General features: G+C 40.5%; 29 protein-coding genes. 14 read left to right on the top strand and 15 right to left on the bottom strand.

Annotation, left to right across the window (positions count from 1 at the left end; translation table 11 throughout):
• Positions 1-18: 18 nt before the first annotated feature.
• Positions 19-432: a hypothetical protein gene (locus V7K53_RS24565; protein WP_104899404.1), complete on the top strand. Its 414-nt coding sequence runs from the start codon at positions 19-21 to the stop codon at positions 430-432.
• A 91-nt stretch (positions 433-523) separates the two neighbouring features.
• Here the strand turns inward: V7K53_RS24565 and V7K53_RS24560 are convergent, their stop codons facing one another.
• The 4 genes from V7K53_RS24560 to V7K53_RS24545 form a co-directional block, all read right to left on the bottom strand.
• Positions 524-808 carry a hypothetical protein gene (locus tag V7K53_RS24560; RefSeq protein WP_335200144.1) on the bottom strand — a complete coding sequence of 95 codons (285 nt, stop codon included), beginning with the start codon at positions 806-808 and terminating at the stop codon, positions 524-526.
• Between the two features lie 230 nt (positions 809-1,038).
• Positions 1,039-1,260, bottom strand: a complete 222-nt coding sequence (locus V7K53_RS24555; RefSeq protein WP_334986391.1) for a hypothetical protein — start codon at positions 1,258-1,260, stop codon at positions 1,039-1,041.
• Positions 1,261-1,517: 257 nt separating this feature from the next.
• The gene (locus tag V7K53_RS24550) at positions 1,518-2,273 is read right to left on the bottom strand and encodes a hypothetical protein (protein WP_335200143.1); all 756 of its coding nucleotides are present in this window, start codon (positions 2,271-2,273) and stop codon (positions 1,518-1,520) included.
• 208 nt (positions 2,274-2,481) lie between these two features.
• Positions 2,482-3,813, bottom strand: a complete 1,332-nt coding sequence (locus V7K53_RS24545) for a GIY-YIG nuclease family protein (RefSeq protein ID WP_335200142.1) — start codon at positions 3,811-3,813, stop codon at positions 2,482-2,484.
• 78 nt (positions 3,814-3,891) lie between these two features.
• On the opposite strand from V7K53_RS24545, the gene V7K53_RS24540 reads away from it, so the two are divergent.
• The 11 genes from V7K53_RS24540 to ppsA all read left to right on the top strand — a co-directional run bounded on the left by V7K53_RS24540 (position 3,892) and on the right by ppsA (position 12,199).
• Positions 3,892-4,737 carry a GIY-YIG nuclease family protein gene (locus V7K53_RS24540; protein WP_335200141.1) on the top strand — a complete coding sequence of 282 codons (846 nt, stop codon included), beginning with the start codon at positions 3,892-3,894 and terminating at the stop codon, positions 4,735-4,737.
• Between the two features lie 125 nt (positions 4,738-4,862).
• A complete protein-coding gene (locus tag V7K53_RS24535; RefSeq protein ID WP_335200140.1) occupies positions 4,863-5,297 on the top strand; it encodes a hypothetical protein in 435 nt (144 codons plus the stop codon).
• A gap of 482 nt (positions 5,298-5,779) precedes the next feature.
• Positions 5,780-6,478 carry a helix-turn-helix transcriptional regulator gene (locus V7K53_RS24530; RefSeq protein WP_335200139.1) on the top strand — a complete coding sequence of 233 codons (699 nt, stop codon included), beginning with the start codon at positions 5,780-5,782 and terminating at the stop codon, positions 6,476-6,478.
• Between the two features lie 69 nt (positions 6,479-6,547).
• Positions 6,548-6,940 (top strand): VOC family protein, encoded by a 393-nt coding sequence (locus V7K53_RS24525; protein WP_335200138.1) that lies wholly within the window; start codon positions 6,548-6,550, stop codon positions 6,938-6,940.
• Positions 6,941-6,945: 5 nt separating this feature from the next.
• Positions 6,946-7,122 (top strand): GFA family protein, encoded by a 177-nt coding sequence (locus tag V7K53_RS34125; protein WP_442940509.1) that lies wholly within the window; start codon positions 6,946-6,948, stop codon positions 7,120-7,122.
• A gap of 60 nt (positions 7,123-7,182) precedes the next feature.
• Positions 7,183-7,728, top strand: coding sequence for a GNAT family N-acetyltransferase (locus V7K53_RS24520; RefSeq protein ID WP_335200137.1), 546 nt, complete (start codon positions 7,183-7,185; stop codon positions 7,726-7,728).
• 89 nt (positions 7,729-7,817) lie between these two features.
• Positions 7,818-8,036: a hypothetical protein gene (locus V7K53_RS24515; RefSeq protein WP_335200136.1), complete on the top strand. Its 219-nt coding sequence runs from the start codon at positions 7,818-7,820 to the stop codon at positions 8,034-8,036.
• A 43-nt stretch (positions 8,037-8,079) separates the two neighbouring features.
• Complete coding sequence (locus tag V7K53_RS24510; RefSeq protein WP_335200135.1) at positions 8,080-8,205, top strand: hypothetical protein; 126 nt, start codon at positions 8,080-8,082, stop codon at positions 8,203-8,205.
• A 21-nt stretch (positions 8,206-8,226) separates the two neighbouring features.
• Positions 8,227-8,742 (top strand): GNAT family N-acetyltransferase, encoded by a 516-nt coding sequence (locus tag V7K53_RS24505; RefSeq protein WP_335200134.1) that lies wholly within the window; start codon positions 8,227-8,229, stop codon positions 8,740-8,742.
• 168 nt (positions 8,743-8,910) lie between these two features.
• Positions 8,911-9,483 carry a dihydrofolate reductase family protein gene (locus V7K53_RS24500; RefSeq protein ID WP_335200133.1) on the top strand — a complete coding sequence of 191 codons (573 nt, stop codon included), beginning with the start codon at positions 8,911-8,913 and terminating at the stop codon, positions 9,481-9,483.
• A gap of 103 nt (positions 9,484-9,586) precedes the next feature.
• Complete coding sequence (gene ppsA / locus V7K53_RS24495) at positions 9,587-12,199, top strand: phosphoenolpyruvate synthase (RefSeq protein WP_335200132.1); 2,613 nt, start codon at positions 9,587-9,589, stop codon at positions 12,197-12,199.
• A gap of 152 nt (positions 12,200-12,351) precedes the next feature.
• On the opposite strand, the gene V7K53_RS24490 is transcribed toward ppsA, so the two are convergent.
• The 10 genes from V7K53_RS24490 to V7K53_RS24445 all read right to left on the bottom strand — a co-directional run bounded on the left by V7K53_RS24490 (position 12,352) and on the right by V7K53_RS24445 (position 18,666).
• Complete coding sequence (locus V7K53_RS24490; RefSeq protein ID WP_335200131.1) at positions 12,352-12,642, bottom strand: hypothetical protein; 291 nt, start codon at positions 12,640-12,642, stop codon at positions 12,352-12,354.
• Between the two features lie 2 nt (positions 12,643-12,644).
• Positions 12,645-12,923: a hypothetical protein gene (locus V7K53_RS24485; RefSeq protein ID WP_335200130.1), complete on the bottom strand. Its 279-nt coding sequence runs from the start codon at positions 12,921-12,923 to the stop codon at positions 12,645-12,647.
• 70 nt (positions 12,924-12,993) lie between these two features.
• Positions 12,994-13,362, bottom strand: coding sequence for a hypothetical protein (locus V7K53_RS24480; RefSeq protein WP_335200129.1), 369 nt, complete (start codon positions 13,360-13,362; stop codon positions 12,994-12,996).
• A gap of 371 nt (positions 13,363-13,733) precedes the next feature.
• Complete coding sequence (locus V7K53_RS24475) at positions 13,734-14,108, bottom strand: hypothetical protein (RefSeq protein WP_335200128.1); 375 nt, start codon at positions 14,106-14,108, stop codon at positions 13,734-13,736.
• A gap of 348 nt (positions 14,109-14,456) precedes the next feature.
• The gene (locus tag V7K53_RS24470; protein WP_335200127.1) at positions 14,457-14,906 is read right to left on the bottom strand and encodes a hypothetical protein; all 450 of its coding nucleotides are present in this window, start codon (positions 14,904-14,906) and stop codon (positions 14,457-14,459) included.
• Positions 14,907-15,339: 433 nt separating this feature from the next.
• Positions 15,340-15,942, bottom strand: a complete 603-nt coding sequence (locus V7K53_RS24465; RefSeq protein WP_335200126.1) for a siphovirus Gp157 family protein — start codon at positions 15,940-15,942, stop codon at positions 15,340-15,342.
• A gap of 87 nt (positions 15,943-16,029) precedes the next feature.
• A complete protein-coding gene (locus V7K53_RS24460; RefSeq protein WP_335200125.1) occupies positions 16,030-16,197 on the bottom strand; it encodes a hypothetical protein in 168 nt (55 codons plus the stop codon).
• Positions 16,198-17,010: 813 nt separating this feature from the next.
• Positions 17,011-17,550: a hypothetical protein gene (locus tag V7K53_RS24455; RefSeq protein WP_335200124.1), complete on the bottom strand. Its 540-nt coding sequence runs from the start codon at positions 17,548-17,550 to the stop codon at positions 17,011-17,013.
• 21 nt (positions 17,551-17,571) lie between these two features.
• Entirely contained in the window at positions 17,572-18,120 is a 549-nt protein-coding gene (locus tag V7K53_RS24450; protein ID WP_335200123.1) for a GNAT family N-acetyltransferase, read from the bottom strand.
• 27 nt (positions 18,121-18,147) lie between these two features.
• Complete coding sequence (locus V7K53_RS24445; protein ID WP_335200122.1) at positions 18,148-18,666, bottom strand: hypothetical protein; 519 nt, start codon at positions 18,664-18,666, stop codon at positions 18,148-18,150.
• A gap of 222 nt (positions 18,667-18,888) precedes the next feature.
• On the opposite strand from V7K53_RS24445, the gene V7K53_RS24440 reads away from it, so the two are divergent.
• A complete protein-coding gene (locus tag V7K53_RS24440) occupies positions 18,889-19,092 on the top strand; it encodes a hypothetical protein (RefSeq protein WP_335200121.1) in 204 nt (67 codons plus the stop codon).
• A gap of 136 nt (positions 19,093-19,228) precedes the next feature.
• Positions 19,229-19,783: a hypothetical protein gene (locus V7K53_RS24435; protein WP_335200120.1), complete on the top strand. Its 555-nt coding sequence runs from the start codon at positions 19,229-19,231 to the stop codon at positions 19,781-19,783.
• A gap of 88 nt (positions 19,784-19,871) precedes the next feature.
• Here V7K53_RS24435 and V7K53_RS24430 read toward each other — a convergent pair whose 3' ends face one another.
• Positions 19,872-20,939, bottom strand: coding sequence for a tyrosine-type recombinase/integrase (locus V7K53_RS24430; protein ID WP_069072344.1), 1,068 nt, complete (start codon positions 20,937-20,939; stop codon positions 19,872-19,874).
• Positions 20,940-21,373 lie beyond the last annotated feature (434 nt).

Raw genomic sequence — 21,373 nt, 5'->3', positions numbered from 1 at the left:
TGACAGCAAAAAAGAGCTATGAATTTATCAAACTTATCATTAGAATTAGAGTTGGCTGTTTGCGCGATTGCAGCGCAAGCCTATGCACATACTAGATACAAGCTGATTGTTAAAATATCTGAGGATTTTATTACCATTGAATTTCAAGGATATTTTACTGAACAATTTAACCCCAAAAATCGCCCTGACCCAAATCCTAATAGCAATTTATACCGAAATCCGAGAGTGGATTTTTCTCTTAATTACTTTAAAGATGAACTAATTCTTGGAGGATGGTGGCGTGGAGCAATATTATCCTTGTATTATTCTCCAAATCAGCATTTTTGGCTGAATGAAGATGGAAATGAGATTGCCAGCCCCTATCCAGATGGGGATAAATTTGAATCTATGGCTGCACAACTTTACCCACTTCTCAAACAGCATTTTAATTAGGCTCAACTTAGATTTCTGTAATGCTTTAGCTACTAAAAATCAATTAAAATCCTTATTTATGCTTTAGTTTAGTTGAGAAAAAATCTGGCTTTCAAATACAAATTAATTCCCCAATCAAATTCGCCGCTCGCTCTCCATATTTTTGCTTAACAGCACTGCTATTATATGGCAATTTAGCTTCGCTCAAAAAGTCGCGGATAAATAGAGAAAAGTTAAATCCTCTCTTCGAGTCAACATATTCTACTAGTTCAATATTAAATAATGCTTTGAATTCGTCTTCTCTTTGTTTGAGCGCTGAATATTTAGTTAAGTTGTTTGAAGAGAAGATTGGGCTGACTGTCTCATTAAACAGTTTTTCCATTAAGCGATCGCTCATATTTTTCTCTACACTTCTTTCCTAAGTTTTATTTCAACAGAACTTCAAGTTGTGTAAGTGTGCTTTGAACTAAAAAATGAGAAAAATTCTAAACCATAAACAGAGCAAGAGGCAATGTAATTTCGTACTTGAGCGCCAATAATGACATAAAACTTTGCATCTATGCTCTCTTAAAAATAACCGCAAGCTAACTTAAAATCTACTGCCCACTCCTATTGTCCAGTAATACCTTAATCTAAGTCTATGATCCACAATCCATTATCCCACTTCCAACCCCAAGAATTCATATTATGACGTTCAAGTTCTGACATATTGGTATAAGTTTTCAAAGATTTATCCTCTACATAAATGATACCCAGCTCGTTTATCTCTGAGCCAATACCAACATTGGCTGATTCATCGTACTTAACAATTAGGTTTAATCCGTTTGATAAGCGTTGGATTGTTGACATAATTTACTACTGTTTATCTAACTCAACCGTTTCTTCAGTATATGGTTGCATTTGCTCGATTCTAAGGGAACAGGTAAGTTTTTTGGTATCATCACCGGAGCGAATGCACTGCAACCGACATTTAGAACAACAAGCAGAGTATATCACCAGAAGAAGTGGAAAGAATTTGTACTTTGTATCTCAAGCCAGAAAGTGAACCTGATGAACTTGAAAGTTTGTTGAATGCACAATAAATAAAAAGTGATTGGTCAGTTCTATTATGAGTGCCAAATAATCGATTGAACAACTGAATTTGCAAGCCTCTGTACACACCCCCTGGCCGACGGTTCAGGAATAGTAATGTCGCCAACTTGCTTTTTAACTACTTCTGCAATAGTCTGCCAAGTAGTCCAACAAACCACTTCATGAACCTGTTGTAGAAGTACTGATTTTTCAAAATTATGGTTCTCGGTACGGTTTAAGACGGATTCAAGATAAAGCTCGATAGCATTTACAGGATCTAACCGCCCATGCCGTTGAACTGATACAGGAGGTTCTTCACCTAGAACAAGCCATAGTATTGGCTCTTGGTTTCGATTTAACGCCTCTTGCATTACCAGTACAAACTCGCGGGCGAGTTGCTCTGGCTGAAATGAACTTGGTTTAATACGTTTTGCCTCAATCAGCCCAAAACAACTTGGTGTTTTGATTACTCCATCGGGCTGTACTGCAAGTTCTTTTTGATCCACTCTACCACTTGGGCTGAGGTAGAAGTTGCCTGGTAAAAGAGTAAACTCAGCTTGTTCAATCTCTCGCTGAAGTAGAGTACGCACTTTTGTAGCACCATGCGATGCTTCAACTACAGCACCCAAGAAAAATTGACGAGGAAGAAAGTCTAATGCAAGAAATACTTCAGCAGTGAGAACGTTTTCAAATCCTCGTCCACCATCTCGATATTCTTTAATCGTACTACCAACCCACGATAGTTCCTGTAAAAGCCGCCCCATAACCCTAGAATTGCTAGTAAGATTCATTGCACCTACATCCCATCAATAGCCTCATGGCTTTGGATTTTAGGGTTCCCATGCAGTAACATTTTCTAACATGACGATGGGAGATGATTTTTATAAATAGTTGTGCAAAATTCTCAGAATTCAAGTTTTAAAACTTCAAGGTTTGGATTCACTCAAGGCATTTCCTGATTTTAAAACAGGTAGAGGTTTCTTGAATGGCTGTATTTGTTTAGCTATTTTTGGTTTGTAGCAATGAGCTTAATGAATTGTGCTGTAGCCATGCACATAGTTTTATATTTGCTCTATCATCTGGTTTGGGCTTGTATTCACCACTTTTAAGTTCTTCGGTAAGCTTGCCCGCAGAATGGAACTTTGCTTCCCTGATTAAACTTTCAAACATAGCCAGTGGAAGCAGTACACTCTCTACTTCTACATCGTCCTCACTAAATACAATAGTTTCCAATCTAAATCTATAACCAGACCATTTGATAGTAGGTAGTTTATCTATGAAGTTTTTTAAGTTTCCTATCACGTTCTGAGATACTGGGTCAGGATTTTTGCTTTCAAACACTATCCACCAATAAACATTGTGCCTGACAAAATACTTCTCATTGACGTTACTACATACCTCTACCTCTACACCGTCCACATATAAGAACTGACGGGTCATTTCTCGAATTTCACCTTCAGGCATTGGCTCTAATTCTTCCCAGGGTTCTACTTCAACAATATTTTTATGTTTCCCATTATCTGGCTGATATTGATCAACAAACTTTATAGGAATAGGGTCATCCTCTAGGACATCTAAACATGAAATGCTCTCCTTAACTTCTGATGATGTATTTTCTAAAAATACTTCTAGCTGGTCATGGCTAAAAGCCATCAACTCTACACCAGCTACAGTTTTATAGGTAGTATTCATAAAGTGGACTAGACCTTGAAATGGAGCTAGGTCTATTCTGATACCGTTGTAAATCGTTGACCAATAACCGAATTTACCTAAAGATTTAGGGTCTGTGTAGTACTCTTTCCACTTCAAAGAGCTAGCTTTTTTGTTTATATTTTTTAATACACTTCGTATGCTGCCCGATAGACCGCGTTTGCCATAGACAGGGTACACCAAGTATATTGTCGGTGGTTCTTCGTCAGCGATTGGATCAAAGCCAAATATCATAGTATTTAACTGTGCTAGCTGTTGCAGGCTTTGCTGTAGTGCAATCTCGGATGGAGTTATTTTTCTAATAGGCGATATGACTTTCGTCCAGTTCAATGGCGGCTTATATAAATCTATTAACTTATTTTCGAGACTTGAGAGAGCATTTACATCCTGGCTGCAAGCCATCCAGCTAATACTAATACGGTCTTTTCTATTCAACCTTTTTAGCTGCTTAAATCTGTGATGATTTCTCCAACGCTCAACTAAATTTAATGTTCTCCCAATATAAATAACCTGATTTTTGCTGTCAGATACAAAGTAGATAGCTGCACAATTAGGTAATTGAGCTATTTTTAATAAATCAACTGATGGCAGTTCAGACAGTTTGATGTCTTCTAATAACATCTGGGAATCATGATATATTTAATTATGGTAGCAGCATGAGTAAAAAACTCAGAAATAAGTTTTACTGAAAATGTTCACATGACATTGATTAATCCTTTTAAGTTACCGTCAGTTTATTTATCCGAATCGAAAAAACTTCCTAATTGTACAGCCATTTATTTTGCAATAGACTCACAAAATAGAATCCTCTATGTAGGACAAGCGACTAATTTAGCATCTCGATGGAAAAATCATCACCGTCAATATCAGTTGGAAGAAATTGATAAAAATTTTCCAGTGAAAATAGCTTGGCAAGTATGGAATGAGTCAGGCTTAGGCGAAGCCGAAAAATACTTAATCAATAATTTTCAACCTTTATTAAATGGAACAAGAGTTGAATTACCTGCTGTTATTCCATCAGAAGTTATCCTGAGATATTTTTTGAAAGCTTTCTCCAGGCGTTTAATTATCATTGGGAGAAAATCTCAAACCGCCTCGGAATTAACAAACGTTTATTTAAAGTATGATTGGACAGATTGCTCGCCAAAAGGTACAGCCGCAAAGATAAAAAAGTTTATTCGAGAAAATAAAGATAAAAATACAAGTTTAAAATTTAAATGGCAGAAATATGTAATAATACGTGGCATACTTTTTCACCCAGGAAGTAGAGAACAAAAAGCTAATGCTCGCCAAAATCGTTCGTACAATAATCATTGGCAAGTTGCTTGTAATGGAGTTATTCTCCATATCACACCAAGTAATAACTATAAAGAATTAAAGCTAAGTACGGATTCTAAAGAGCTTGCTGGTATTAAACTGCAAACGCTCACTAAAGTTGCTTTATCTGAAATGAGTAGCAAATATCCTTATGAATATTCTGGGATATCCTATTTAGAAACCGATCCAATTCCATTACTTTGGGTTATTAAAAACTGCGCTCGTTAACGTGTATCAGTAAATCAAATGTACAATACTGAACACGTCGTATTTGTTGGAGATAACACACCTACTAAAGCATCATTTGGGAATATATATCGATTGCATCTACCCAGGAATCCTACAAACCAATCATGATTCAAGAAATTTTAACTACATTTACTGAAATAGTTGCCTTAAGTGGGCTAGGTCTTATCTTTGTATCAGCTTTTTTAACTGATACCCAAAAATCCCAAAAAATTGTAAATTCTTTACAGGATGGAATAGCCAATGATTCACCTAATGTGGATCAAGAATTTGAGCTAGAAGAAGAATTTACCCAGCTACCTTTTCTTACTGCTTATGAAATGGCTGAAAGATTTGGGGTGAAAGTTGACACAATAGTTGCTCATGCAAAGCAATGGCGAAATGGGCAACGTTACAACTACAGCTTTGAAGAATGGGCATCTGATTTTGACACCAAGTATCGCTGGCATTTCTTTTGGAACGCTGACTATGAGCCAGTGTTTTACCCAGTTTCATCTAAGTTGTTCACCAAGCACTTACTGAGTTATTGCAATAAACAATAGTTAAATGGGTTCTAAATTTTGACCAAAATAGTACAGATAAACTATATGGTGTTCGCGTTTATCCTTATTATCTAGCATTCCTTGTCATAATTATTAAAATGACCAAGTATTAGTGCCAGAGAAATCTACTTCTGTGACCTGAAGCGTGATTTTATCGGCTACGGCATTGCTCACTCCCAGACTTAATAAGTGTCTGAGGTTGTATGAAGAGCAGGCTTTATCAAAGTACCAGGGAGCGAGATTGTCAATCGGATAGGTGGAGTATCGTTTAGTATGGTGTGCGAGTTGGAGTAAAGTCGCCAAATCATCGGTTTCGGCGGTAGCCTAAAGATGATCTGTTAGTGTTGATTGACTGGCAAAACCAGATGATTTACCAGACTTACCAACCGCGATCGCCGCTCTCGCAATTTGTTGAACTGCTCTGGAGTTGAGAAGGTGAGAACTTACCTAAAGCGCAGTCTCGATTATTGCCCATCGGTTCAATGGAGTTGGTTATCAATCTACATGAAGATAGGATTCCACTATTCGATCGCGACCGTCGAGCGCAAATCGGCAGCACCAACGGCATGATGATTTGCGGTACCCATTCTGAAAGCTTCATTATCAACAATGACAGCAAGATATCGATGATGGGCGTACATTTCAAACTTGGGGGCAATACCCCATTTTTTACGTTGCCCGCGGGGGAATTGCACAACCAGAGAATTTCATTAAATGAATTATGGCAGGGTCGGGCGGTTGAACTACGCGAGCGCCTTCTAGAATCGCCAACAGTAGCAAGCCGCTTTTGGGTTTTGGAGCAATTTTTGCTGATGGTAATGAAACCGCTAGATCGATATGCCGCCATCGCTATGGCATTGCAAGAGTTTAGGAGATATCCAACCACCAGAGTGAGCGAAGTAACAGATAAAATTGGCTTCAGTGCCCGCCATTTCAACCAACTATTCCGAGATCAAGTGGGGCTAACCCCCAAGCTATTTTGTCGGGTTCGACGCTTACAGCAAGCCCTTGACCTAGTATCCGGTAAAGATCGGGTTGATTGGGCGGACATTGCAATCGCCTGTGGTTATTTCGACCAGGCACATTTTATTCACGATTTTCGGTCGCTGGCCAATTGCACGCCCACTGAATACCTGGCACAACGCGGATTTCATCCCTGCCATGTTGTTCTGCTCGATTAAGGTCAATTTTTTACAATCCTTGCCGATTAATACTGCATCATAATTTATTAGTTTGTACCAGAGTAATTTATGCAGATTACTGCTTCCGCCATCTCACTTAATGTTGATGATGTCACCGCATCAGCTACCTTCATTAAGCAACATTTTGGTTTCCATGAAGAGATGTCCGCCGATGGCTTTGTATCGCTCTCTAGACCGGATGCTGGCTTTAATCTTATCTTTCTTCAAACTGGACTGGCAAGCTTCAAACCTATCCAGATGCGAGGACATCGAGCGGACGGTTTACTTATTGTCCTTGTGGTAGATGACATCGATCGAGAATATATGCGGATCCAAACAGAAGGTGTACCCATTACAACTGCGATCGAAACAGAACCTTGGGGAGAGAGATTCTTTCAGGTGACAGATCCGAATGGTGTCGTCATTCAACTCGTCCAGTGGGTTACTGAAAACACAGGATAACTAAGATGAAAGTACCTTTTACAGGTGGTTGTTTATGTGGAAATATCCGCTACGAATGTTCGGCAGAGCCAATTGTCATGGGCAATTGCCATTGTCGCGATTGTCATTTGCACCGATCCTTCATGCAGAATCGAAGACCTTTAAAGGCTTCTAAAATGTGCAAGTTAGGAGCAAAAAAATAGCTAATCTGAACATTTTTTCATAACAAGTAAATATCCTTGCCACAAATCTTGTATAATCTTATGTCTCCAGACTATGCAATCCGATTTGCCCGCATTGAAGATTTAGTCAAGCTAGCTGAGATAGAACAAGCCGCAGCTACGTTATTTTGTGACACGTCTTACGCTTTTCTGGTTAACGCTCAACCCCTCTCGATGGACTTTGTTACTCAACAATTTCAAGCAGAACGGGTATGGGTTGCGGTCAACGATCGCGATATAGTTGTGGGGTATGCGATCGCCCAAGAGGTAGATGGAAATGCTTATCTACAGCAAATTGATGTCCATCCAGCTTATGGACGCAAAGGCATTGGACGCGAACTGGTTGAGTGCGTTTGTGTTTGGGCAAAAAAACAGAACTATCAGAAAATATTACTATCGACCTTTCTCGACATTGAGTGGAATGCCCCATTCTATACAAAACTTGGTTTCCAGATTTTGCCTGAAGTTGAACTAAGCTTTGGTTTTCAGAAGATCAGGTGCAAGGAAGCTGAGGCAGGATTACCCATTGATCGACGTGTCATTATGTATCGTGATTTAGGGCAGGCGATGTCTTTGACAAGCTGCTAAGAGCCTCTAAGCTTAACTCGGGCAATTTGGCAATGTTTGTTTTGTCCATCTAGCTTGTGCCTACTTGTAACGCTTAGGAGTATTGATGTATGAGTTATTCTGTTTACCGAATCAATCTTCCAGAAAGCCCAGAAGCGGTCGTTTTTGTAAATGGTTTTGTGGCTCGCAATCGCGCTGGCTTTTTCTGGATGTGGAAACAGCTTTTGTGGATCAAGAACGTGACTGCTAAAGCTAAAGGCTGTATGCAAGTCAAAGCAGGTATCTGTGGTCTTAATGAAGTGATCATGGTGAGTTACTGGGTTTGCTGAAAACAGCCTAAAAGAATTCTTCCGGGGTGAACCTCATCGACAGATGATGCAGTTTATTGCCAAAAATCCTCAGAGCCTGTGTCTTTACAACGAGACATACAGCCCCTTACATAGTGGTAAATACATCAATGAACCGCAAGGGATGGCAACCATTTATGCGCGATCGTAAGCGGATGAGGCTTGTGTAGTGATGATTAATTTACGCCCTGCCACCCCTGCTGACCTGAACCTGCTGCAACACTGGGATCAACAACCTCATGTCATTGCCTCAGATCCCAACGATGATTGGTATTGGGAGGTAGAACTGAGTCGCAATCCGGATTGGAGAGAGCAACTAATTGCTCAGATCGAGGGTCGTCCGATTGGATTTATCCAAATTATCGATCCAGCGCGTGAGGAAAGCCGTTATTGGGGCGATGTTGCACCGGATCTTCGTGCCATTGATATCTGGATTGGGGAAGAAACAGATTTGGGTAAAGGCTACGGCACAAGAATGATGCAGCTTGCCCTAGCTCGATGTTTTGCTGACCCGCGTGTGACGGCTGTCCTCATCGATCCGCTTGCCAGCAATACTCGCGCTCACCGCTTCTATGAACGTCTTGGCTTCCAATTTGTTGAACCACGAAGGTTTGGCGACGATGACTGTTTTGTTTATTGCCTGAACCGAGCAGATTGGCATCCTGAAAACGCGATCGCATTGCGGTAGTGGCAGCTAGCGAGCAATGGCGCAGAGCGCCCAGCATAGCTTCGCCGCATAACAAGGCCCATGCACACCGACCGTCGAGAGTCGATCGGTTATGATGCAAAGGTGATCTGCGTCGGGTGATGGGCAGTATTAGACGCTTGAAGTCATATTTAGGAGTTGCATACAAAAATGAAAACTCAGTATTTCACAGCGACAAGTCTTGATGGCTTCATTGCTACTGAGAATGACTCACTAGATTGGCTGTTTCCGCTTGGTGACTTGAATGACTCCAGCTATCCAGAGTTCATTTCAGATGTGGGTGCGTTGGCAATGGGATCAGCAACTTATGAGTGGATGGTACGCAACGCCCAAAAGGTTGCCACTGAGACTGGCTGTGCGTGGCCATACACTCAGCCAGCCTGGATATTCTCTAGTCGCAAGCTGACAATAATCGAAGGTGCAAACATCCGATTCGTCAATGGAGATGTACACCACGCCTACGCCCAAATGCGAGTTGCTGCTGGCACCAAAAACATCTGGATAGTTGGAGGCGGAGATCTGGCTGGTCAGTTCTACGATGCTGGTTTACTAGATGAGCTTATCATCCAGATTGGCTCGGCCACCCTCGGCAAGGGTAAGCCGCTATTCCCTCGCAGAGTGCTAAGTCCAGTTCTGCGCCTAGTGTCTGTTCATCAGATGGGTGCTGGCATGGCTGAGTTGCGCTATGAAGTACACAAAGGCGGTGTGAGTGGAGCCGCCTAACAATTGTAATGCAGCGGACTGTTGAAGATCCTGGTTGTGATGCAGAGGCTGTTTGCCGCCGCTGATTGCAAGCATAGTATGAATTGCCAAAGGGGGGAAACTGATGAGTTCATTTGTGCTTTGTTTTCAAGATATTGATAAAACAAAACTCAAGCTTGTTGGGGGTAAAGGCGCGAACCTGGGGGAACTTACCAAGATTGAAGGAATCCGCGTACCGGATGGCTTTTGTATTTCTACTGAAGCTTTTAAAAGAATCATTGAGGAAACGTCGTCGATTAATGAATTACTCGATCGGTTATCGCTTCTAAAAGTGGAAGACCGGGATAAAATCGGTGAACTTAGCGGTGAGATTCGCTCTTTCATTGAAGGGATAACCATTCCTCAAGATATTAATGAAGAGATCGCCCCCCTCCTCTCCCAGCTTGGAGAAAAAAATGCCTATGCAGTACGATCTAGTGCAACCGCAGAGGATTTACCAACGGCCTCTTTTGCAGGCCAGCAGGATACGTATTTGAACATTATCGGAAAGGAAGCAATTTATCAGCATATCAGCAAGTGCTGGGCATCGCTATTTACTGAGAGGGCAGTAATTTACCGCCTTCAAAATGGCTTCGACCACCGTAAAGTCCACCTGTCTGTGGTTGTTCAGAAGATGGTCTTTCCACAGGTGGCAGGAATTTTGTTTACTGCCGATCCCGTCACTTCTAATAGGAAGGTGTTATCCATTGATGCCAGCTTCGGACTTGGTGAGGCCATGGTCAGAGGCATTGTGAATACTGATATCTATAAAGTGTGTAACGGCAAGGTTATCGATAAGAAGATATCCACCAAGAAACTGGCTATTTACGCCTTAAAAGATGGCGGTACGAAAGAACAGGAGATTGAACCTGAGAGACAGAACAAGCAAGCGCTGACGGATGAGCAGATTTTACAGCTTGAGCGCATGGGCAGAAAGATCGAAGAACATTTCGGCAGCCCCCAGGACATCGAATGGTGTTTGGTTGATGATACATTTTATATTGTCCAGAGTCGGCCAATCACTACTTTATACCCGATCCCTGAAACGAGCGATCGGGAAAATCACGTCTTTGTTTCTGTCGGTCACAACCAAATGATGACCGATGCCATGAAACCATTGGGATTGTCTTTTTTCCTGTTAATGACCCATGCACCCATGCACACTGCTGGTGGAAGGTTGTTTGTTGATGTTACAGCGACACTGGCTTCACCTGTCAGTAGAGAAACGGTATTAAACGTCACATTGGGTAAATCCGATCCGCTCATGAAAGACGCACTTACAACCATCCTAGAGCGGGGAGATTTTATAAAATCGTTACCCGACGATCGGAGTTCCGGCAAAAGCGGTAAAGGTCGATCGCCTGCGGATTTTCAAACCCTAAACGACTACGATCCGGCGATTGTTGCTGATTTGATTCAACAGAGTCAAACCTCGACCGACGCGTTAAAACAAACCATCCAAACAAAATCAGGAGCGGATCTGTTTGATTTTATCCTGGAAGATATCCAGCAATTAAAGAAGACCAACGCTGATTCACAGAGTTTTGGTGTGCTTATGACTGGGATGAATGCTTCCTCCTGGATCAATGAAAAAATGAACGAGTGGTTAGGCGAAAAAAACGCAGCGGATACACTTTCTCAATCAGCACCCAACAATATTACGTCGGAAATGGGTCTGGCACTATTGGATGTTGCGGATGCGATTCGTCTTTACCCGGAAGTCATTGAGTATTTGCAACAGGTAAAAGAGGATAACTTTCTAGGTGAATTGGTGAAGCTTGAGGGTGGACAGGAAGCCCAGAACGCGATCGCTACTTTTCTTCACAAATACGGAATGCGATGTGTTGGAGAAATCGATCTTACGAGAACTCGTTGGAGCGAAAACCCAACCACACTTGTTCCGATGATTCTCAGTAACATCAAAAATTTTGAGCCTGGTGAAAGCGAGCGTAAATTTGAGCAAGGGCAACGGTCAGCTTTAAAGAAAGAACAAGAGTTATTAGAGCGATTGAAGCAATTACCGGATGGTGAACAAAAGTCCGAAGAGACAAAACGAATGATCGGCCTAATTCGGAATTTCATCGGTTATCGTGAATATCCAAAATACGCCATAGTTAATCGCTACTTCGTTTATAAGAAAGCTTTACTCAAAGAAGCCGAACAACTCACACAAGCGGGCGTTATTCATGAAAAAGAAGATATATACTATCTCACTTTTGAAGAACTTCACGAAGTTGTACGCACAAATCAACTTGATTACCAGATTATCAGCAAACGAAAAGACGAGTACAAATTATTTGAAAAACTAACTCCCCCACGTGTTATCACGTCTGATGGTGAAATCATTGCAGGTCGGTACAAACGAGAAAATCTCCCTGCCGAAGCTATTGTAGGTCTGGCTGTTTCCTCTGGAGTTATAGAGGGACGAGCGCGTGTCATCTTAAACATGGAAGATGCCGATCTAGAAGATGGAGATATATTAGTCACCTCCTTTACTGACCCTAGCTGGACACCATTGTTTGTATCAATAAAAGGCTTAGTCACCGAAGTTGGTGGACTGATGACACATGGAGCAGTTATCGCACGTGAATATGGCATAAGTGCAGTTGTCGGAGTGGAGAATGCTACCAAGCTGATCGAAGACGGACAGAGAATCCGGGTGAATGGAACACAAGGGTATGTAGAAATCCTATATTAAAACGAAAATTACTTTCATTGGATTTTAAATATTGAGGATTAATCTTTCTGTTAACGTGGTAGCCTAACATGGTCAAAGGTAATAGTTATTAGGTCTCTGTGTTGGTAGTGAAAAGCTTATTGTTTACTTTACTTGATAAAAGAGGTAATAGATTAATTAATTAACCAATCAAGCGTTGAATAATCAGAAACTTCTGTCCGTTGTAACTCCCTTAAAAAGCCAGTTAATGCAAATGGACATTTACAATTTAGTTCTTTTTCTATCAACTCAGCATTTAGGTGGTATTCTTGACACACAGCATCAAAAATATCTTCAGTGGTTAATTCGAGATTTTGATCTAATTCCCAAACTCGCTCTTCTATTAAGTGGATGTCATCTCTTTCTGGGTAGGAAATTTCTGTTTTATAAGCGATTATTAGATCAGTTATATTGGAAACCGCCATTTTTAAATCTCCTCTGACTTCACAATATAATCATCAAAAGCCTGCAAGTTTATTAGACACCAGCCATTAGGTTGGGTTTCAACGTAAAAATGATCCGACTCGCAGACCATATACCATGTGACTTGGAAGCCGGAATTGAGAAACTCCATTGGTCTGCTAGTTAAATACCAGCTTTGCGGTTCTTCATGATTAATACCAAAGTCTTGATGCTCCTTATAACCATGATTTTCTAAATACGTGAACAAAGTTCCAAGGATGATGTATGCCTCACTTAAACTCATTTGTTTAATCTTGTTAACAGATTTTTTGTAGATCCATGAAATGAACAGCAAGTTTAGAATAGATGTACAATTAGATGCTATAAGCTCTTGATATAGGGATTTCTAGAAAATAAAATCCACAGATTTTCAGATACTCTCGAGAAATCTGCTCTGGGCGATTAGCAATAAAACTGCAAACATCATCTAGGGAACTATAAACATTTGTGCAGATAGTTGGGTGCTTGTAATCTCCAACCCCTACTAAATATTGCTCCTCTCCATCTTCCTTGTAAGAAGAAAGAAAAATTCTGACCACATTATCTGGATAGCAATGCCAGTTTTGTGGATCAGAAACTACAGATATTGCATCTGTAGGCATAGGCAATTCATGGTGAATTTTCCCATTTGGAAATTCACCCTTGTGTTTCGCTATATATTCTTGAATTTTTAGTTTTGTCATTTCTGCTCCCAATCAGTTTTCTTATATTTTATTGCCTGAAAGCAAAGGCGATCACTTCTATTTCAGTGGGGGCGATCGCCTTGATCATCAGTTAGTATTCCTAAACCGTGCAGTACGTAAAAATTTAGCTGACTTTTCCCGTTAAGTCTCTCAAGATCGCTACAACCCTCTCTACGTTCGCGCAGCGTGTCGCAGACAGACGCTACGCGAACGCAGAGGTCGTTCAATTTTAACCAGCCTCGCCACAAAACCTGGATGCCAATTGGTGTTTTGCTTCGATGTTATAGCCAGCTTCCAAGATGAGCGATCGCCCAGATCGCAGGTTTAGATAAACTGATATTATAATAAATTACTATCAGTTTATATTTTTATTATGCTGACTGTTTAATCTGGGTTAAAGCTATTAACATTTCTTCTCGATTGAGATGTCGTTTCTTACCTGTTTTGGATTCTTGGATAGCATAACTCCATTTTATTCCAGCTTGTGAGCATCTTTTTCTTAAGTGTTGAACAGTCATCTGTTTGGTTGTAGATAGTTTATTTTTGTTTTTGTTAGATATCTGAATTTTGGATTTTTCAGTTAAGGTCTCGGTTTTAATTACACTGTGTTTTGTAGATGTAGTGCAGTTACAGTGTTTTTCAAAAGCGATAGATATATCTAGCAAGAATTGGAAAATAAAGAGAGTAGAAAATCCGTAAATAATAACGTAGAGAAGTCCTGTTAGGATATACTGTGCTAATTCCATTGTTTTAACTCCTGTTGATATAACTAGTAACTGGCTATTTATGAAGCGATATGCCAGGTTGCCATTTATATTAAGCGTTAGCTTGTGTGATATTAAAAATAACTTTTACAATACTACTATATCGGCTTTGATGTTATCCCAAAACCAGAAATATTTAATATGGGTAAATGAATTTTAATTATTTAGTTTTGGTTGGTGTCGGGAGTGTCGGGAGTATTGATATGATAACTTTCCTGTTAAGCAAAGGTTCAGTATCAACTCAAGTTTTGATACTTTCTGTATCAAACTGATGCAGGAATAGTGATAAGATAACTTTTGAGTTTGGTTTGGTTAGATGAACCTGTTTATCTATATGTACTTAATAACTGTTCTGATATTATCTACTAACTGTACTATCATACCCAAAATAGCTTTCCAGCCAAGTATTATACCCCAAAAGCCGCTAATAAATAGACCAAATACTGAGTTGAGGAAGATAACTCCCCTGTAATTTATCTCGATATTTGATTCGGCTCTGGCATAGATAACACCATCCCCAATTTTATTTTCCAACTTCCTCATTTTTCGTTCTTCTTCTCTATCTCTTCTTTCTTCTTGTACCTTCCAACCCCAAGGGGAAAATCCCAAAATAATCGAAATTGGAAGATAGAACGGCCAGCTATATATGTAGCCAAGGGAAGCATAGATGATAAAAAAGGTTAGCCCCAAACCAGTGCGCCAAACTAAACACCAGAGGATAAAAAAACTGTCGATAATAGCGTTACGGATAACTATACTTCGGTTCTTATGATATGACATTTAAGGCTGCTCCCAATACCTAATTTTTAAGTTTTTATTTAGGGTGATTGCATCCCTTCAGATTAAACTTAAACTTAGCAGTAGTTTGAATTATCATATTGATAGTTGAAAATAGAAACTACCTAATCAATTGCAATTACCTATTTAGCCACACTAAATAAGGTTAAATATACCAACCTATCGTAACGATGTTTGTAGCTAATCCGATATAGTTAATATTGCTGTCATAGATATCTACAATTTCATCGATTATATCTTCACGGAGTTTAAATTCAGGCAAAGTTTTGATGATTTTTTGAAGAAGTTTAAAATGGTGCTATAGTTTTTAGAAAAAATAAAAATGATTAAGGTTTGACCCTTAACCATTTGATGATATTTTTGTAAAATGATGGGATATACCTGTGTTTGATTCACATGCTTGGGGCGTATGCCATTAGTTGCGGTTTTTCTTGTTGCGAGACTTACTACTTGATTGCACCTTAAACCGCACCTGCTTCCCGATACTTACCTCGGCAAGATTGCTAATATCTTTACCAGATTTATAAGCTTCAAGAATTGCCTTATTATTAGCTTGGTACTTAATAACTCTAAATTCATCAGGAAAATCTTCATCATCTACTTCTACTAGTAATTTAGCGACTTTTGGTGGGTTATCCCTGATTTCAATTACTCTTTCTTTACCGATGTTTTTGTCATTGATTAATCCAATCTCGTGTAGGTGGATGAGGGTGCGCTTGATTTGTTCAAGTTGAGTTTTGCGATGTGAAATTACCCGGTCGTGGAGTTCGGCTACTCGCGCTTTTCTTTCCTCCCAGGTTTCAAGGTCAAGATTTAACTGGTCAACTACCCAGGCGATCGCATCGATTTTGGTTTCGATACCATCCTGAATAGTCATAAGTTCTTGTAAGAGTTGTTCTACATTACCCTGTTCGCCTAACTCGCCTGCTTCTTCTATCTGTGACCAAAGTTTAGCAGCATCTAGGCTTAATTCTTTGAGAGTGAGTTGGTTGATTTCGCGTTCAATTGCTGAAGTCATAATTTACTTTTGATATAAAAAACAACTAGCAGTTAGTTGTTACTAGTTGTTGACTAAGAAGAGTTGATGCTTGAAGGGAGATTGAATTTAGTATCCGTACTGCAAGTGATAGTAGTCTGATTTTTCTTGTGCTAATTCTGCTTCGTAGTCGTAGTAATCTGCTTCGCTTATGAAGGTGCTTTTTTGTTGAATTTGCTGTGCAGATTTTACTAATTGTTTGTTAGTTATTGGGTTAGAATTCGTAGTAGTTTTCATGTCTATACAACTTAAATTTTTCAACGAAGTTGTTGCGTCAGCAAATGTTGTGATGTTGACTTATAAAGATAATATTTTTCTTTTAACTTTATCAAAACTATCTACTATTAAGTTGTTTTAAACTACTAGTTTTTCTACCACAAAGATAGTTGTCCTGGCGATACATTTCCCCGTCTGCGTGTATGAAACAGCATATGACAGCTACTTTATATAGACAACAAAAATCTATTCTATAACGTAGAAAAAAAAACAACAACAGCCCTAATTCTTGCGTTAGGGTAGAAACAACTTAATTTCCACAACGTAGAAAATGACCAAGGTTGAATGGGCGACATACCCTCGCATAAAGGAACGATTTAGGTGTGTCTTCGACCCTGAAACCTCCCTAACTATAGAGCCAATCCAGAGGTTTTTGAACTACTGTAGAAAGAGTTATCAGGGGTTACGTTGTAGAAGAATTTTACCTAAATCAGTCACATCAAGGCTTCTACGATGTGGATTCTACATAAAGCTGTGCATAAAGCCGCGAGATTTTCTGCTCGATTGTCCTCGGGCGTATAATTGCGGTGGTGAACCACTAACGTTTTAATGCTGCGTTCTCTACGATTTAATCCATCCCTTTTATCAGTTGGACGTAAGCATTGCATACCGCAGCGCGTGCATTTCCAGTCTGATTTGGATTTGACTTCAAGTGCGATAGTATCCCAGTTTGAAGAATAGCGACTGCGGTTTTTACCAGTCATCAATCAGTTCCTTTTGGGTTGCAGAAAACTAATTTTGATTGAATTTGACGCGATATTATTGTGATTATATTTACGCAGAAAGTTTCCCAGAAAAATCCACCTGAGACATAACTTGTGTGCGTATTGAATTAGCAGCCTTTTCTGCAATTTCTTCTCTATCAGAATCAGTAAGAACTACTGCAAGTAACGATTTGAGAGCTTCTCGGTTAGATATAAACTCTTCACCGTATAAATCATCTTGCAACAAAGTAGCTTCCAAGTGAGGTATTAACTCAGGTGTAGGAGATAGCAACCGCTCTTTAATGCGTGTCCTTGCAGTCTCTGTTGCAGAAGTTGTACCTATACCTAAATCCCATGTTTCAATTATTAGCCTGACTTCGCGGTTGAGAGATACACGCAGCGTTGATAGGCGACCAAATAAAGGAAGGTTGAGCATTAAAGGTGGTAATGCATTACCCCAATCCAAACCAGCGCCAATCGTGCAATTTGCTTCATCTTCGATGCAAACAGCCTCTTCGAGCCATCCTTCACCAAAAAGTAAATCTATAGCTTCTTGGGTTGTTATTGACTCGTTTGCCTCAAAATTATCCTTTTGCTGTTGATGATTCATAAAATTTTACCCGATCGGACTTTATCTTCGTCTTAATACACCATACTCAAAGTAAACTAAATTATCATATTCTTCTTCAGATCCACAGTTCAACATATTTTGTTTTTCGTAAAATCCTTCAGACCTTGGTAAGGAATGCAACCCAATTCTACCTTCATACCCTAACTCAACACTTCTAATTCTTGCGAAATTTAATAGTGCTTGACCAACACCTTTGAATTGAGGCGGGCGTTGAATCTCGATTCGGTTAGTGGGGGCAGTGGCAATACCATCAACATAAACTAGCCTCTTACCAATATTTAACCGAGAACCGTGCATTTGCGTTTCTATTATCATTAATCCTTGAGTTTTGTTTTCGCACTCAATTGCGTAACCTTCAAGATTTTCTTGATTGGCAATATATCTTAATTTGAAGATCCAATCCCAGTATTTATCTTCTTGACTAAATAACCTTAAGCTTTCTACCCAATAATTGACATAATCATCAACATGTTTTTGGACTAAATCTACCAAATAGGCTTCAACAGATGTATTATCAACACCCCTTTTTAACTCGATTTTTCGCTGCACCTAAAGCTCCTAATTGTTAACTGATTATTAAAGCTTGTGACTGCTATTTGACTGGTAGATAAAAGAGTAAATGTGAATGCGTATATCAATAGCTTTATGCCAACCAGCAAGCACAGCATCATCTGAAATGTCTCCAAGAACTACCAAACTATCTTCTTTATCCATATAGTAAGGTAAAGGTTCAGCGCTCAACCAACCATAAGCAATGGCTTCTTGGTCTCGCTCAACAATTGAAACTTCTAAACTTTGCTCGTATGTTGAATAGTAGTAAGGTAAATAGCAGGCTGGATACTCTCTTAGAGATTCACGATTAACTGTGTATGATTGCCAACGCAGTTGCTCTCCCTTGATTTCTTTATGATTAGCTTCTAGCCAATCATAGAGCTTTTTAGCTTGCCGCAATGCGTGGTCTTTGCCTGCAAAAACGACGTTGGGAAGAAAAATATCGCCGTCAAAATGCACCGCAACTTCAAATAAATCTTCATCTTCATCTTCATCTTCTGCTTCTGTTACCTCAATGATTCCAGCCTTATATAGTTCGGTCATTTGCCTACATTGGTAGCTCTACCCCTACATGGTTAAAATTTTAGCTAGTTACAGAATAATCAGAACACTCTGTTGGTTCTAGCCCACTTATGAAACTAATCAACGCAAAGGGACGCTAGAATTTCAACCAAATTATGAGGTGATGTCTTAAGTTCACTTCTTAAACTGGGACGATCTCTTTCGGATAGTGTGCTTATGATTATGTATCGGTACTAGGGAGTAATGAGTATACGGACAGCGAAAGGAAGTGCGTCAACGCTACCTTTGAAGGTCAACACGCCAGGTCTAAATAGCAAGTGCGATGGCGTAACCGCCCTTTCCGGTGGCGATCGCTCTAGTAATAACGTAGCGTGTGCGCGGCGTACAGGCAAGCGATTTATGGACGGATGCCTGGAGCGGGGTAAAGCACCTAACAGAAATTGTTGAACTTTATTATTCCTCTACAGCAGATTGTTTCTAAATGTAACAATCTTTAAAATCTGGACACAATTAATACTCAGTAAATTATAGCTTTGCGCCAAACCTTTTACAATCAATATGTCGATATCAAAAATGATATCAAATGCCTGACCAAAAGTCCCCACCAAGCGAGATGATTCGTGTGCCCGTTCCACTAATTAAGGTGGTTCGGCGACTATCAAAACTACACAGGCAAGGGCATACAATTCCCTTGCTGCAAGCCTTAGAGGAATTACTAATAAAATTTGATATCAATAATGATATCGATGTAACGGCAGGCAGTAAATCAGTCAAACAGCTAGAGAAAAAGCTGGAGAAACTGGAATCCCATCTTACCGATCAAGGCTCCTCAGTGGAAACAAAACTTGAAGCTATCACCAAAAAGCTGGAGCTAATCGAACGGGCGATCGCCTCTGGGAGATTGGGCAACAACAAACCGCGAAGACAAGTGCACCCGTACCAACAAACACAAGTTGAATTACAACCCAGGACAAATGAAAGTCTTGCCCCAAGACTCGGTGTTAACCCCCAAAGCCTGATTGCTGAAAGAGAAAAACTCAGCGCCAAAGAATTTTTGAGTTGGTCACGTAACCGCGATCCAATGAGCGTGGGTTGGGAATGGAATGCTCTTGACGAACTGTATCATCCGCTCAGGTGACGCAAGCGTTCACATTTCTGGGGTAGTGGCGCGATGGGCTACGTGGCGATCGCCGCTAATTTCTAATCGGGGCATGTCTCACAAAGTCTCAGCGATATCGTTTGAGATTAAGAGAGCTAGCTTCATCTTCACCCACGTGTAGATAGTTGTCTATCGTGATTTTCCCTGACGAGTGGCCCAGCGTTTTAGTGATGATGTGAATAGGCGTGTTTTTAGCAGCGTGGGTAGCGTGGCTGTGCCGTAACCAGTGTGGGGAGGGGATGCGACTTAACCCTGCTACTTCGGCAATGGATTTGATGATGCGGCGGATGTGGCGATCGCAAATGGGTTCACCCGTTTTTTGGCTTGTGAAAAGCGGCTCGGTTTTGTCTTTAGTATGTTGTCGATTAGCCAAAAGGTATTGGTAAAGTTCTATCGGTATGGGAACATCGCGCTCCTTGTCTCCTTTGCCTACCACTTTAATGTAAGGTAGCCCGGACTGATTTGAATGCATGGTAGCCCAGGTTAAACCACTCTCACCTACCCGAATAGCACCGTAGTAAAAAAGCTCCAGAATTAGTTGGTTGCGTTGCGCTTGTATCTTTTTGTGAGGAGTGGGGGCTTGTTCTACAACTTGTGCAGCTGCATCGAATAGGATTTCAATCTCAGTCTCAGTCAGGGTGCGCTCCTTAATCTTTTTGCGCTCCGGAGGTACTTTCAACAACATTGCAGGGTTGGCCCGCAAGTAGCCTACATCGCAAGCGTAGCGCAGAAAGCTTTTAAGTGAAGCAAGGCGACGGCGGACGGAAGCACGAGCAATTTCCCCTGTTTTCTCTTTTTTAAGTAGGTGGGCTTTGTAATTGTCCACATCTTCTTTGGTGGTGGTGTGCAGGTTTAAATTATCTAAGTCTGGATAGTCAATGCCTAGTCGCCACTGAACAAAGTGCATCACGTCATTTCGGTATGCTCGCACAGTTTGCTCTGACTCCCTACTGGTGAGCCAACTAGAAAACAGTTCGCTGGTAGTTTCCGCCCCAGTGATTTTGGGTGTGCCAGTTGCCTGTACCACCGCTTCGACTGTTGCTTTGATCACCGCTAGTTGTTCCGGTGATAACTGAGCGATCGCCACCCCTAATTCTTCTGTATCTACACCTGCGTCTGTACGTGATAACGTCATCACACAGCCTCAAAATAATACGCGGGATGAAGCGGGTTTATCCGCCCGAAAAAAATGTCCGATAACGTTTGTTCCCAGACATTTTTAGTCTCATTCTACTCCCCCTTGCTACTCTACTCACTACTAACAAAAAGGGTTTTCTAAATTAATTGAAATGTTAACTTGTGTGAACGCACGAGTCGGTTTTCTGATACTCAAGAGCAAGGGCCTTCATCAGGCTTAGTATCTAAAACTACTCTTGTCATAGACATTCTGAAATTAATTCACCGCCCGTGTTTGTTCCGGAAGCTGATGCTGTTATAGCAAGGGACTGGGGACTGGGGACTGGGGACTGGGGACTGGGGACTGGGTGAAAAGTCTTTTTGTGTCTAAGTTTTATCATCTGTTAATGTCCTGACCACCAAGGCTTGTGCTATAGCTTCTTCCCAAACCGC

This window comes from Nostoc sp., assembly GCF_036917355.1.
GTDB lineage: Bacteria > Cyanobacteriota > Cyanobacteriia > Cyanobacteriales > Nostocaceae > Nostoc.
Note: the sequence above shows the minus strand (reverse complement) of the source record. Positions and strands in the feature narration are given on the sequence as shown.

What these genes read in the sequence shown, in the direction of transcription:
- V7K53_RS24565 (WP_104899404.1), top strand. Translation starts at nt 19, where the DNA reads ATGAATTTATCAAACTTATCATTAGAATTAGAGTTGGCTGTTTGCGCG.
- V7K53_RS24560 (WP_335200144.1), bottom strand. Translation starts at nt 808, where the DNA reads ATGAGCGATCGCTTAATGGAAAAACTGTTTAATGAGACAGTCAGCCCA.
- V7K53_RS24555 (WP_334986391.1), bottom strand. Translation starts at nt 1,260, where the DNA reads ATGTCAACAATCCAACGCTTATCAAACGGATTAAACCTAATTGTTAAG.
- V7K53_RS24550 (WP_335200143.1), bottom strand. Translation starts at nt 2,273, where the DNA reads ATGAATCTTACTAGCAATTCTAGGGTTATGGGGCGGCTTTTACAGGAA.
- V7K53_RS24545 (WP_335200142.1), bottom strand. Translation starts at nt 3,813, where the DNA reads ATGTTATTAGAAGACATCAAACTGTCTGAACTGCCATCAGTTGATTTA.
- V7K53_RS24540 (WP_335200141.1), top strand. Translation starts at nt 3,892, where the DNA reads ATGACATTGATTAATCCTTTTAAGTTACCGTCAGTTTATTTATCCGAA.
- V7K53_RS24535 (WP_335200140.1), top strand. Translation starts at nt 4,863, where the DNA reads ATGATTCAAGAAATTTTAACTACATTTACTGAAATAGTTGCCTTAAGT.
- V7K53_RS24530 (WP_335200139.1), top strand. Translation starts at nt 5,780, where the DNA reads ATGGAGTTGGTTATCAATCTACATGAAGATAGGATTCCACTATTCGAT.
- V7K53_RS24525 (WP_335200138.1), top strand. Translation starts at nt 6,548, where the DNA reads ATGCAGATTACTGCTTCCGCCATCTCACTTAATGTTGATGATGTCACC.
- V7K53_RS34125 (WP_442940509.1), top strand. Translation starts at nt 6,946, where the DNA reads ATGAAAGTACCTTTTACAGGTGGTTGTTTATGTGGAAATATCCGCTAC.
- V7K53_RS24520 (WP_335200137.1), top strand. Translation starts at nt 7,183, where the DNA reads ATGTCTCCAGACTATGCAATCCGATTTGCCCGCATTGAAGATTTAGTC.
- V7K53_RS24515 (WP_335200136.1), top strand. Translation starts at nt 7,818, where the DNA reads ATGAGTTATTCTGTTTACCGAATCAATCTTCCAGAAAGCCCAGAAGCG.
- V7K53_RS24510 (WP_335200135.1), top strand. Translation starts at nt 8,080, where the DNA reads ATGATGCAGTTTATTGCCAAAAATCCTCAGAGCCTGTGTCTTTACAAC.
- V7K53_RS24505 (WP_335200134.1), top strand. Translation starts at nt 8,227, where the DNA reads ATGATTAATTTACGCCCTGCCACCCCTGCTGACCTGAACCTGCTGCAA.
- V7K53_RS24500 (WP_335200133.1), top strand. Translation starts at nt 8,911, where the DNA reads ATGAAAACTCAGTATTTCACAGCGACAAGTCTTGATGGCTTCATTGCT.
- ppsA (WP_335200132.1), top strand. Translation starts at nt 9,587, where the DNA reads ATGAGTTCATTTGTGCTTTGTTTTCAAGATATTGATAAAACAAAACTC.
- V7K53_RS24490 (WP_335200131.1), bottom strand. Translation starts at nt 12,642, where the DNA reads ATGGCGGTTTCCAATATAACTGATCTAATAATCGCTTATAAAACAGAA.
- V7K53_RS24485 (WP_335200130.1), bottom strand. Translation starts at nt 12,923, where the DNA reads ATGAGTTTAAGTGAGGCATACATCATCCTTGGAACTTTGTTCACGTAT.
- V7K53_RS24480 (WP_335200129.1), bottom strand. Translation starts at nt 13,362, where the DNA reads ATGACAAAACTAAAAATTCAAGAATATATAGCGAAACACAAGGGTGAA.
- V7K53_RS24475 (WP_335200128.1), bottom strand. Translation starts at nt 14,108, where the DNA reads ATGGAATTAGCACAGTATATCCTAACAGGACTTCTCTACGTTATTATT.
- V7K53_RS24470 (WP_335200127.1), bottom strand. Translation starts at nt 14,906, where the DNA reads ATGTCATATCATAAGAACCGAAGTATAGTTATCCGTAACGCTATTATC.
- V7K53_RS24465 (WP_335200126.1), bottom strand. Translation starts at nt 15,942, where the DNA reads ATGACTTCAGCAATTGAACGCGAAATCAACCAACTCACTCTCAAAGAA.
- V7K53_RS24460 (WP_335200125.1), bottom strand. Translation starts at nt 16,197, where the DNA reads ATGAAAACTACTACGAATTCTAACCCAATAACTAACAAACAATTAGTA.
- V7K53_RS24455 (WP_335200124.1), bottom strand. Translation starts at nt 17,550, where the DNA reads ATGAATCATCAACAGCAAAAGGATAATTTTGAGGCAAACGAGTCAATA.
- V7K53_RS24445 (WP_335200122.1), bottom strand. Translation starts at nt 18,666, where the DNA reads ATGACCGAACTATATAAGGCTGGAATCATTGAGGTAACAGAAGCAGAA.
- V7K53_RS24440 (WP_335200121.1), top strand. Translation starts at nt 18,889, where the DNA reads ATGAGTATACGGACAGCGAAAGGAAGTGCGTCAACGCTACCTTTGAAG.
- V7K53_RS24435 (WP_335200120.1), top strand. Translation starts at nt 19,229, where the DNA reads ATGCCTGACCAAAAGTCCCCACCAAGCGAGATGATTCGTGTGCCCGTT.
- V7K53_RS24430 (WP_069072344.1), bottom strand. Translation starts at nt 20,939, where the DNA reads ATGACGTTATCACGTACAGACGCAGGTGTAGATACAGAAGAATTAGGG.